At 64.3% G+C, this 11072-nt stretch carries 9 protein-coding genes; 2 read left to right on the forward strand and 7 right to left on the reverse strand.

Annotated features, from left to right (window positions below; genetic code table 11):
* Positions 1-73: 73 nt before the first annotated feature.
* A complete protein-coding gene (locus VK804_RS01685; protein WP_325367136.1) occupies positions 74-499 on the forward strand; it encodes a CHRD domain-containing protein in 426 nt (141 codons plus the stop codon).
* Positions 500-597: 98 nt separating this feature from the next.
* Here VK804_RS01685 and VK804_RS01690 read toward each other — a convergent pair whose 3' ends face one another.
* The 7 genes from VK804_RS01690 to VK804_RS01720 form a co-directional block, all read right to left on the reverse strand.
* Complete coding sequence (locus VK804_RS01690; RefSeq protein WP_325367138.1) at positions 598-1044, reverse strand: cytochrome c; 447 nt, start codon at positions 1042-1044, stop codon at positions 598-600.
* A gap of 111 nt (positions 1045-1155) precedes the next feature.
* A complete protein-coding gene (locus VK804_RS01695; RefSeq protein WP_325367140.1) occupies positions 1156-3462 on the reverse strand; it encodes a xanthine dehydrogenase family protein molybdopterin-binding subunit in 2307 nt (768 codons plus the stop codon).
* 69 nt (positions 3463-3531) lie between these two features.
* Positions 3532-5061 carry a murein biosynthesis integral membrane protein MurJ gene (gene murJ / locus VK804_RS01700; protein WP_325367142.1) on the reverse strand — a complete coding sequence of 510 codons (1530 nt, stop codon included), beginning with the start codon at positions 5059-5061 and terminating at the stop codon, positions 3532-3534.
* 43 nt (positions 5062-5104) lie between these two features.
* Positions 5105-6256, reverse strand: coding sequence for a DegT/DnrJ/EryC1/StrS family aminotransferase (locus VK804_RS01705; protein WP_325367144.1), 1152 nt, complete (start codon positions 6254-6256; stop codon positions 5105-5107).
* 40 nt (positions 6257-6296) lie between these two features.
* Positions 6297-7307 carry a Gfo/Idh/MocA family oxidoreductase gene (locus VK804_RS01710; RefSeq protein ID WP_325367146.1) on the reverse strand — a complete coding sequence of 337 codons (1011 nt, stop codon included), beginning with the start codon at positions 7305-7307 and terminating at the stop codon, positions 6297-6299.
* A gap of 167 nt (positions 7308-7474) precedes the next feature.
* Positions 7475-8887: a mannose-1-phosphate guanylyltransferase/mannose-6-phosphate isomerase gene (locus tag VK804_RS01715; protein WP_325367148.1), complete on the reverse strand. Its 1413-nt coding sequence runs from the start codon at positions 8885-8887 to the stop codon at positions 7475-7477.
* Positions 8888-8894: 7 nt separating this feature from the next.
* Complete coding sequence (locus VK804_RS01720) at positions 8895-9881, reverse strand: NAD-dependent epimerase (protein WP_325367158.1); 987 nt, start codon at positions 9879-9881, stop codon at positions 8895-8897.
* Positions 9882-10081: 200 nt separating this feature from the next.
* On the opposite strand from VK804_RS01720, the gene VK804_RS01725 reads away from it, so the two are divergent.
* Positions 10082-11044, forward strand: coding sequence for a lysylphosphatidylglycerol synthase transmembrane domain-containing protein (locus VK804_RS01725; protein WP_325367150.1), 963 nt, complete (start codon positions 10082-10084; stop codon positions 11042-11044).
* The last annotated feature ends 28 nt before the right edge of the window (positions 11045-11072 follow it).

Consider the following 11072-nt stretch of genomic DNA (forward strand, 5'->3'; position numbering starts at 1 on the left):
AATCCGGGAATAAAATCGGAACCGGCTTGTTTTGAGACTGGCACCATCATTTGAAGTCAACAGGGAGAGAACCATGTCGAACACCAAGACCATGCTTGCGATGCTTGCGCTGGGAGCGGCCGTTACCTTCGCCGGACCCGCCTTTGCCGAGAAGATGAAAGCAACGCTGGACGGCAAGTCCGAGGTGCCGCCGAATGCCAGCGCCGGCACCGGCACCGCCGATGTCGACTACGATGCCGCCACCAAGAAGCTGACCTGGAAGCTGACCTATTCCGGCCTTTCCGGCCCCGCTACGGCTGCACATTTCCACGGCCCCGCCGAAGCCGGCAAGAACGCCGGTGTCGCGGTCGCGATCCCGAATGCCGGCACCAGCCCGGTCGAAGGCAGCGCCACGCTGACCGACGCCCAGGCCGCCGACCTGACGGCCGGCAAGTACTATATCAACGTCCATACCGCGGCCAATCCGGGCGGCGAAATCCGCGGCATGGTGACGAAGTAGGATCTCGCCTGCGGGCATCGACAGGAAATGAAGAAGGGCGAACGCATCCGGCGTCCGCCCTTCAGCTTTGATCGGCTATCCTTGATTAGACCGGTGTGTCAGCTGTTCTTGATACGGTAGGTCTCGTGACAACCGCCGCATTGCTTGCCGATGGTGGGAAGCGTCGCCTTCAGCGTGTCGAGGTCCTTGATCTTGCCCTGCGCCTCCGCCACGGCCTTGCCGAAGCTTGCGATGTGTTCCTCGAAGCCGGCCCGGTCCTCCCAGACTTTCATCGAGGCGTAGTAATCCCCCTCCGGCTTCATGCCCTTGATGCTGTCGGGAAACAGCGCCGGAAACTTCTTGATGGTGTCCTCGAACTGCGCCATCGCGGCATCGACGGTCGCCTGATCGTAGGGCTTTTCGCCCTTGACCATCGCCACGAGCGCGCCCGCGTTCTTGCCGTTGCCCTTCATCTGGGCCTGCGTCTGCTTAACCTGATCCTGCTGCGCCGCCACCGCGCCCACGCCGAGCAACAACGCCCCCACCACTACGACCGTCCGCATCATCCGCATGATCCTCCAGGGTTTCACTCTCATCATCAGCCTGCAACCGACGCGTTGCGGCCGTCGTTGGCCAACACCGCGCGGCAGGTATCATTCCGTCGCGCGGACAAATTATCAAAGGCTATGCTGACGCTGGTGCTCACGAATTGCAATCCAGACCCGCTCCGGCGTCGCCGGCATGTCGATGTGATCAATCTTGTATTCGCGCCACAGCCCCTCGATGATCGCGTTGACCACCGCCGGACAGGAGCCGATCGCACCGGCCTCGCCCGCGCCCTTGACGCCGAGCGGATTGGTCTTGCACGGCACGTTGTGGGTTTCGAACACGAAGGACGGCCCGTCGGCCGCGCGCGGCAGTGCGTAGTCCATGAAGGTGCCGGTGACGAGCTGGCCGTCCTTGGCGCCATAGACCGCCTGCTCCATCAGCGCCTGGCCGATGCCCTGCATCGCGCCGCCATGAACCTGGCCCGCCAGCAGCAGCGGATTGAGCGTCACGCCGAAATCGTCGACGATGACGTAGTTGACGATTTTGATGATGCCGGTGGCCGGATCGATCTCGACCTCGGCCAGATGCGTGCCGTTGGGATAGGTGCCGTCGGCCTGGGTGAAGGTGGCGCTCGCGTTCAGCTTCGAGGGTTCGACGCCCGGTCGCTTGGCGAGGTCGGCAAAGCTGATCGAGCGGTCGGTGCCGGCGATCCGCACCACGCCGCCGCTGATCTCGAGATCGCCGGCACTGGTCTCCAGCGCCTCGGCGGCGATTTCGCGCAACTGCTTGCCGAGTTCGCGGGTCGCCCGCTCGACACTGACCCCGCCGGTCGGGATCGAGGCCGAGCCGCCGGTGCCGAGGCCGGTGGCGATCTCGTCGGTATCGCCCTGATGGATGTGGACGCGCTCGGGCGGCAGCCCGAACTGCTCGGCGACCAGTTGCGCATAAGCGGTCTGGTGGCCCTGCCCGCTCGACTGGGTCCCAATCAGGATGGTGACGTCGCCATTGGGATCGAGCCGGACATTGGCGGTCTCCTCGCCCATGGTGCCGCAGACCTCGACATAGGTCGCAAGCCCGATGCCGCGTACCAGGCCCTGCTTCTTCGCCGCCTTGGCGCGCCTGGGAAACTCCTTCCACTCCGCAATTTCCATGGCGCGCTTCATGTGCGCGGTGAAGTCGCCGGAATCGTAGACCTTGCCGGTCGCGGTCTTGTAGGGCATCGCGCGCGGCGAAATGAAATTCTTGCGCCGGATCGCATCCGGCGTCATCCCGAGTTTTCGCGCGGATGCATCGACCAGCCGCTCCACCACATAGGCCGCCTCCGGGCGTCCGGCGCCGCGATAGGCGTCGACCGGCACGGTGTTGGTGAACACGGTGCGGACCCGGCAATGGAACGCCTGGATGTCGTAGAGGCCGGGCAGCATGCCGGCCCCGCCATGGGGAATATAGGGCCCGAAGGTCGACAGATAGGCGCCCATGTCCCCCATCAGGTCGACATCCATCGCGAGGAATTTGCCGTCCTCGGCGAGCGCCATCCGCGCGGTCGTGACGTTGTCGCGCCCCTGGGCGTCGCCCATGAAGTGATCGGAGCGGTCGGCGGTCCATTTGACCGTCTTGCGCAGTTTTCGCGCGGCCACCGCGATCAAGGCATATTCGCGATAGGGAAAAAGCTTGGTGCCGAAGCCGCCGCCGACATCCGGGCAGATCACCCGCATTTTTTCCATCGGCATCTTCAGCACCATGCCGCACAGGATCTCGCGCAGCCGATGGCTGCCCTGGCTGCCGACCGTCAAGGTCAGGTGATCGCGCTTGGCGTCGTATTCGCAGACGGCGGCGCGGGTTTCCATGAAATTGGTGATGACGCGCGGATTGACGATGGCGATTTCGGCGACCGCATGGGCCTTGGCAAACGCCGCATCAGTGGCCTTCTTGTCGCCGACCGGCACGTCGAACAAGACGTTGCCGGCATGGTCGGGCCAGACCTGCGGCGCGCCCTGCTTGACCGCCTGCACAACGCCGATCGCGGCCGGCAGCGGCGTCCAGTTGACCTCGATCGCCTCGACCGCATCACGCGCGTGGTCGATGCTATCGGCGACCACGAAGGCAACGGCGTCGCCGACATGGCGCACCTCGCCGAAGGCCAGGATCGGATAGGGCGGACCGGTGAAGGGGTCGACTTCCAGATTGAACAGGCAGGGCAGCGAGCCGAGTTCGCGGACGTCCTCGCCGGTCAGGATCAGGCCGACCCCCGGCAGGCCGCGCGCGCGGGCGGCGTTGATGGTGAATTTCGCATGCGCATGCGGCGAGCGCAGCATCAGCGCGTGCACCGCAGCCTGCGGCGCGTGATCGTCGGTATAGCGGCCCTTGCCGCGGATCAGCGCATCGTCTTCCTTGCGAAGCACGCTTTGACCGACGCCGAATTTGATGGGAGCCATCGTATCTCCGTTTCCGAAAGCAGTGATTTGGCGCCATATTGCAGCGGATCGCGCGCTAGCGCAAAGGGTTTAGCCGCGTACCAGCGACCGCAGCCAGCCCCTGCCGAACAGCGTAAGGATCGATGCGGCGTAGACGATGGCGCCGACCAGGATCAGCACCGCCAATTCCGTCTCATTGCGGAACATGCTGAGATGGGCGAATTGCGGCCCAGCAAGGTGTGCGACGAGCCAAAGCGCTGCGGCAAGCGTGGCCCCGGCCAGCAGGAATTTCGCCAGCGACGCGACAAAGGCGCGATCGAATTCCAGATACCCTGCCCGCACCGCAAACCCGAGCACCAGCAACAGATTGATCCAGGCGCCAACCGCGGTGGCCAGCGCAAGGCCTACCTGCGCCAGCGAACCCATCAGCGCGATTTTGAGCGCGACGTTGACGGTGAGGCCGGTGAGCGATGCCTTCACGGGGGTCGCGGTGTCCTGCCGGGCGTAGAAGGTGGCAACGGCCGAACGGATGGTCACGAATGGAATGAGGCCGATCGCATAGGCCGCAAGCGCAGCACCCGAGGCCGCGGCATCGGCTTGCGTGAACGCGCCGCGCGCAAACACCGCGCGCGTGATGACATCGGGCACGGAGAGGAACGCCGCCACGAACGGTACCGAAAACAGCAGCGTGAATTCGAAGGCGCGCCGTTGCGCCGCCATCGCGCCGTCGTGGTCGTCCAACGACAGCCGCCGCGACATTTCCGGCAGCAATACCGTCCCGATCGCAATCCCGATCACGCCGATCGGGAGCTGATTGAGGCGGTCGGCATAGACCAGCGCTGACAATGCGCCGGCCGGCAGAAAGGTAGCGATGATGGTATCGGCGAACACGGCAACCTGCGTGCCCATCGAGCCCAGCGTCGCCGGCCCAAGCGCGCGAAAGAAGGCGCGGACGTCGTCATCGAGCTTGAGCGGCGCAAAGCGCGGCAGGCCGCCATGGCGGGCGAGGTCGCCGGCGAGCAGAAAATATTGCAGGAAGCCGGAGATCAACACCCCCCAGGCCGCGGCGTGGCCGACGCTTGGAAAGAAGGCGGCCAGCGCCAATGTTGTCATCATCGAGATGTTGAGAAAGATGGATGCCGCCGCGGCACTCGCATAACGGTGCATCACGTTCAACATGCCGCCATAAAGCGTCACCAGCGTGATCAGCAGCAGATAGGGAAACGTGATCCGCGTCAGTTCGATCGCCAGACGCCGCTGTTCGGAATCCTCTGTAAAACCCGGGGCAAGGATGCTCATGGCCTGCGGCATGAACAGCCAGGCGACGACAAGTAGAACCACTTGCGACCCAAACAGCAGGGTGAAGATGCGGTCGGCGAACAATCGCGCCGAGCTCTCGCCGCCCTTGCCATGGACGTGGGCGTAGGCCGGGATGAAGGCAGTATTGAACGCACCCTCGGCAAAGATCGCGCGAAAACTGTTCGGCAGCCGCCAGGCGACGTAGAAGGCGTCTGCCACCGGACCGGCACCGAGGAACGCCGCCAGCATGATGTCGCGCGCAAGGCCGGTCAGCCGCGAAAGGAGCGTATAGCCGCCGACGGTGAAGATACGACCGAGCATGCGCCGCTTCTATAGTATCGGACGGCGCTTCAAAACGGCGAAATCAGGTTGAAAGCGCGCCGCGCACAGCCTTGATGATCCGCCCCTGCGTCGGCTCGTCGAGATAGGCATGCATCGGCAGGCTGATGACGTCGGCCGACAGGCTTTCGCTGGCCGGCAGGCCGGCGTCGGCGACCGGAAAATCCCGGTAGGCGGTCTGCTGATGCATCGATTTCGGGTAATAGATCGCGGTCGGAATGCCCTGCGCCTTCAACGCCGCTGCAAAGCCGTCGCGGTCGCAACCCCCAGGCAGCCGGATGGTGTACTGCGCCCAGACCGAGGTGCAGCCACTGGCGAGCCGCGGAACGGTTACCACATTGCCGAGGCCTTGCGCGTAGCGCTCCGCGACCTCGTTGCGCGCGGCGATTTCGTCCTCGAAGATTTTCAGTTTCTCGATCAGGATCGCCGCCTGCAGGGTGTCGAGCCGCCCGGTCAGGCCGAGGCGGACATTGTCGTATTTGTCCGAGCCTTGGCCGTGAACGCGGATGCTGCGCAGCGTGGCCGCAAGCTCGGCATCGTCGGTGAAGATCGCGCCGCCATCGCCGAAACAACCCAGTGGCTTGGCCGGGAAAAAGCTGGTCGCGGTCGCAACGCCGAAAGTGCCGAGACGGCGGCCCTTGTAGCTGGCGCCGAACGCTTGCGCCGCGTCATCGAGCACGAACAGGCCGGCTTCCGCCGCGATCGCGGCAATCGCGTCGTGGTCGGCGCTTTGCCCGAACAGGTCGACCGGAATCACGGCCACCGGCTTGAGACCGAGTTTCCTTGCGGTCGCGATGCCGCGTTTCAGCGAGGCCGCGTCGATGTTGAAAGTCGCCTCGTCGACATCGACGAACAGCGGTGTCGCCCCGGTCAGCGCCACCGCTTCCCCGGTCGCGCAGAACGTAAAGGACGGACAGAACACGGCATCGCCACGGCCTACGCCTTTGGCCATCAGCACCATCAACAGCGCGTCAGTGCCGCTGGCGCAGGTCACGACATGCGCGGCGCCGCTGAAAGCCGCGAGTTCGGCCTCGAGCTTCGTTACCTCTGGGCCGTTGATGAACTGGCAATGGCCGATCACGCGGGAGACGGCTTCATCGACCGACTTGCCGAGCCGGCGGCGCTGCGCGGCGAGATCGATGAAGGGGACGGGTTCGGGACGCAGGTGCTGGTTCATGGAGCCTTGCAGGGATTGAGATCGGGACATCAGCGCGCGACTAGCCGGCCACGCGCCGCGGCCCCTTGCGCGCAGGCGAGGCCGCGGCGGGCTTCGCCGGGGTTTCCAGGCAACGGGTGGCGATTTCAAGGCTGGCGACGCCCTCTTCGCCGGTCACCGCCGGCACGGAGCCGGTTCGAACCGCATGAACGAAGGCGATCAACTCGGCGCGCAACGGCTCGTCATGGCCGACCGGCAGATGCCGCATCGAATAGCTGCCGTCCGGCTTGAAGCCGAAGCACTCGGTGACCTGGCGGGTCAAGAGATCGCCCATCACATATTTGCCGCGGGTGGCCACCGTGACGTTGCGCGCCTTGAACGGCGTCAGCCAGTTGGTGTTGATATGGGCGAGCACGCCGGAGGCGGTGCGGAACTGCAGCAACGCGATGTCCTCGCGCTCGGCGACGGCGCTGGAGAGCTGCGGCTGCACCTCGACGATATCCGACTCGGTGAACCAGCGGATCAGGTCGATGTCGTGCACGGCAAGGTCGATGACAACGCCGACATTCGACATCCGCGGCGGAAACGGTCCGACGCGGGTAATAGCGATCGAAAGGATGTCTTCGCCCGAAATCGCCTGCTTGATGGCGGCGACCGCCGGGTTGAACCGCTCGACATGGCCTACCATCAGCGTCACGCCGGCGCGCTCGGCGGCGGTGACGATCTCGCGTCCCTCCTCGACCGTGGAGGCAATCGGCTTCTCGACCAGGATGTGAACATCATGCGCGATGCAGGCGAGCGCGATCTCGTGATGCAGATGGGTGGGCGCGGCGATGGTGACGGCATCGATCCCTTCGGCGATCAATTCGTCGAGGCCCGCGAAGGTACGGCAGCCGGTCATATCGGTGGCACGCGTCCGATGCGCCGCCAGGGGATCGACGACCCCGACCAGCGTGATGTCAGGCAGGCCGGCAAACACCCGGGCATGGTTGCTGCCCATCACGCCGGCGCCGATCACGCCGACGCGCAACGCCCCGGCTTTGACGCCCGATGCCGACCCTTTCAAACTCATGCCATCAACCCCAATCGTCTCTCGCCTGCGAGCATCCCGGTCGCTCTCCTAGCACGTCGCCACACATGTGGCGAATGCTGAGAAGCGATCCCGGACACGTTTTGATTCAAAAAATTACACCTTGCTGCCGCCCGCTTAGGCACCGAACGGGGCAGCAGGCGCATCGATTAGCTCCGCTGGTAATCGTCCTCGATCCGGATGATGTCGTCCTCGCCGAGATAGCTGCCGGTCTGGACCTCGATCAGTTCCAGCAGAATCTTGCCGGGATTTTCCAGCCGGTGCACGGCCCCGATCGGGATATAGATCGATTCATTTTCGTGCACGGTCTTGACCAGTTCGTTGACGGTCACCCGCGCCGCACCCCGCACCACGATCCAGTGCTCGGAGCGATGATGATGTTTTTGCAGCGACAACCGGCCGCCGGGCTTCACCACAATGCGCTTGACCTGATGGCGGTCGCCATTGTCGACGGACTGATAGGAACCCCAGGGACGGTGCACTTTGATATGATCCTCGGTGACTTCAGGGGCGATCCCCTTCAATTTCGCCACCAGCCGCTTCAGCCCGTCGGCATCCTTCTGGCGCGAGACCAGCACGGCGTCTTGCGTGGCCACCACCACCAGATCGTCGACGCCTTCCAGCGCCACCAGCGCCCGGTCGGTCGAGACATTGCAATTGCGGCTGTCCTCGAACACGGCGGCGCCGCGGGCGGCGTTGCCCTGGCTGTCCTTGTCGGACAATTCCCACACCGCATGCCAGGAGCCGACGTCGGACCAGCCGCAATCGACCGGCACCACCGCGGCGAGCGAGGTTTTCTCCATCACCGCATAATCGATCGAGATCGCTTTGGCCGATCCGAACGCCTCGGGATCGAGCGTCACGAAACCGAGGTCGCGTCCGGCCTTGCCGACAGCGTCGCCGACCGCTTGCACGCTCGCGGCATCGACGCTGCCGTATTCATCGAGCAGCACGGCGGCGCGGAACATGAAGTTGCCGCTGTTCCAGAGGTAGCCGGCCTTGATGTATTCGGCGGCCCTGGCCGGATCGGGCTTCTCGACGAATTTTGCGACCGCGCGGACCTCGCCGGCGATCGCCTCACCCGGGCTGATATAGCCGTATTCGGTGGCCGCACGCTCGGGCTTGACGCCGAAGGTCACGATGCGTCCCGCACTCGCCGCGACCAGGCCCTGGCGGCAGGCGGCGACAAAAGCGGCGGTGTCGCGGACGACGTGATCCGCCGCAAGTGCCAGCACGATCGCCTCCCTGTCGCGTGCCTGCGCAAATGCCGCGCCGGCTGCAATCGCCGGGCCGGAATCCCGCCGCATTGGTTCCAGCAGCACATCGGCCTCGAGACCGATCTCGGCCAGCTGCTCCAGCACCATGAAGCGATAGGCCTTGTTGGTGATGACGATCGGCCGGTCGAACAGGCCGGCGTCGGAAACCCGCAGCATCGTGTTCTGAAACGTCGAGCGCGTCCCGAACAGCGGCAAGAATTGCTTGGGATGGACTTCGCGCGAAGCCGGCCACAGCCGCGTGCCGGCGCCGCCGCACATGATCAGGGGAATAATTCGTCCGTCCATCGGCGCCTCAAACCTTGTAGTGGTCACGGTACCACGCGACAAAACCGGAAATGCCATCCTCGATGGATGTCTGGGGCCTGAAGCCTGTGTCACGCATCAGGTCGTCGACATCGGCGAAGGTTTCCACGACGTCGCCGGGCTGCATCGGCAGCATATCCTTTGTCGCCTTGCGGCCCAACTCCTTCTCCAGAAGGGCTACGACGTGCAAGAGTTCTTCCGGGCGGTGATTGCCGACATTATAGATCCGTGCCGGCGGATGCCCCGCGTCGCCATCTTCCGGAATGCGATCCACCAGGCGCAATACTACACGCCTGACGTCATCGATATGGGTGAAGTCGCGCCGCATCCTGCCATGGTTAAAAAGCCGGATCGGCTTGCCCTCCAGGATCGATCGGGTGAACAGAAAGATCGCCATGTCGGGCCGCCCCCATGGCCCGTAGATGGTGAAAAACCGCAGACCCGTGACCGGAAGACGGTAGAGGTGGCTGTAGGAATAAGCCATCAGCTCGTTGGCCTTTTTGGTCGCGGCGTAGAGACTGATCGGGGCATCGGTCCTGTCGCCGACCGAAAACGGCAGCTTGGTGTTGGCGCCGTAGACCGAGGATGACGACGCATACACCAGGTGACGGCATTCATGGTGACGACATCCCTCCAGAACGTTGACAAAGCCTTCGAGGTTGGCGTCGACATAGGCATGGGGGTGATTGATCGAGTGACGGACGCCGGCCTGGGCCGCCAGGTGGACCACCGCCCCAAACCGGTATGTTGCGAACAGCCGGGCGATCGAGGGGCGGTCCGCCAGGTCAGCCTGCACGAAATCGAACCGCGAATCCGTGCGCAGGATATCCAATCGCGCCTGTTTCAGGGCCGGGTCATAGTAATTGTTGAGACTGTCAAGCCCGACGACATGACGGCCCTCGGCCAGCAATTGGCGGGCGACGTGAAAGCCGATGAAACCCGCCGCGCCCGTGACCAAAATCGTCTGTTCCGACATCATGTCCTCAAACGGCATCGGCAAGCTTCGCCGCACCGGCCGGGCCTCTTTACCCGCCGGCGTGAGGGTGTCGCAATACCCAGTTCTACGGCTATTGCCAGATTGGCATTAAAACCATACCAAGGCGGCGAAGTTCGGCGCGCGGCGTCGAGTTGCCGCTGTTTGGGACAACCTCCTCAATCCTTCGAAGCGCGGACGAGATGCGCCGGATCCTGTTTTCGACGATCAAGATACTGATCTCCGCCGCGCTGCTTTACCTCGCGCTGCGCAAGGTCAATCTCACCGAGCTTGCCTTGCGCATCGATAATCCCGCGAGCCTGGGCTGGATCGGCCTCGCGATCGCCGCGTCATTCCTGCAGATTTTCGTCGGCGTGCTGCGCTGGCGCGAGATCAGCGCAGAGTGCGGTGCGCCGATCGGCACGCGGCAGGCGATGCGCTTCAACCTGATCGGAACCTTCTTCAACCAGACGCTGCCTTCCTCGATCGGCGGCGACGCGGTGCGGCTCTGGCTGGTGGCGCGCGGCGGCGCCGGATGGCGCGCGGCGACCTATTCGATCTTCGTCGACCGCGCCGTCGGCCTGATCGCGCTGGCAGTCATCATCGTCGCGAGCCTGCCGTGGAGCCTGCGCCTGATCAGCGATCCGCATGGCCGCTCCGCGCTGTTGTTCGTCGACCTGGCGGCGCTCGCCGGCGGCGCCGGATTTCTCGTGCTCGGCAGGCTGCCCTGGCCGTGGCTCAAGCACTGGTGGGGAACCCATCATCTGCATGCCTGCTCGGTGATCGCCAACCGGGTGATCTTCAGCAGGACCCATGGACCTTCGATCGCGGTGCTGTCGCTGTCGGTGCACGTGCTCGCCGTCGTCATCGCCTGGTGCGTGGTGCAATCGATCGCAGCACCGGTGACCTTCGGCCAGACCTTCCAGCTCATCCCGCCGGTCATGCTGATTACCATGGTGCCGATCTCGATCGCCGGCTGGGGCGTTCGCGAGGCCACGATGGGGCTGGCGTTCGGATATGCCGGGTTGATGACCAATGAAGGCATCAATGTTTCGCTGTTGTTCGGCGCGGTCTCCTTCATCGTCGGCGCATTCGGCGGCCTAGTCTGGATTTTCAGCGCCGAAAAGGCAGCGCAAGGTGCTGCGCCCATCGAGGTTCCCGAATAATTTGCATCGGATAGAATGACGATTTCCG

It is taken from the genome of Bradyrhizobium sp. (assembly GCF_035484855.1).
Lineage (GTDB): Bacteria > Pseudomonadota > Alphaproteobacteria > Rhizobiales > Xanthobacteraceae > Bradyrhizobium.